Annotated in this window: 2 protein-coding genes; both read left to right on the top strand. The window is 72.0% G+C overall.

Going from position 1 to position 472, the window contains the following annotated elements; translation table 11 throughout:
* Positions 1-99, top strand: a 99-nt coding sequence (locus AACY45_RS28320; RefSeq protein WP_339548775.1) for a 2-C-methyl-D-erythritol 2,4-cyclodiphosphate synthase, incomplete at its 5' end; no start/stop codon positions are given.
* 4 nt (positions 100-103) lie between these two features.
* Positions 104-472, top strand: a 369-nt coding sequence (locus tag AACY45_RS28325) for a CinA family protein (protein WP_339548774.1), incomplete at its 3' end; no start/stop codon positions are given.

Here is a 472-nt window from a genome sequence, read left to right on the forward strand (position 1 = left end):
GTGAAGGCGACGACCAGCGAGCGGCTGGGCTTCACCGGCCGCGAGGAAGGCATCGCGGCCACCGCGAGCGCCACCATCCGTCTTCCCTGGAGCGTGTAAGGCCATGGGCGGCAGCGACGCACGCGCCCTCTCCCGCTCGCTGCTCGATCTGTGCCGGATGCGCAAGCTGACGGTCGCGACCGCCGAGTCCTGCACCGGTGGCCTGGTTGCCGGCGCGCTGACCGACATCCCGGGCTCCTCCGACGTGATCGACCGCGGCTTCGTCACCTATTCCAACGACGCCAAGCGCGCGATGCTCGGCGTCGAGGCGGGCACGCTGGCCAATTTCGGCGCGGTCAGCAAGGAGACCGCAACCGCGATGGCGATCGGTGCGCTGGAGCGGGCCGGCACCGATCTGGCGGTCGCCATCACCGGCATCGCCGGCCCCGGCGGCGCCACGCCGGGCAAGCCGGTCGGCCTCGTGCATTTCGCC

Source organism: Pseudomonas sp. RA_35y_Pfl2_P32 (assembly GCF_963970735.1).
Lineage (GTDB): Bacteria > Pseudomonadota > Gammaproteobacteria > Pseudomonadales > Pseudomonadaceae > Aquipseudomonas.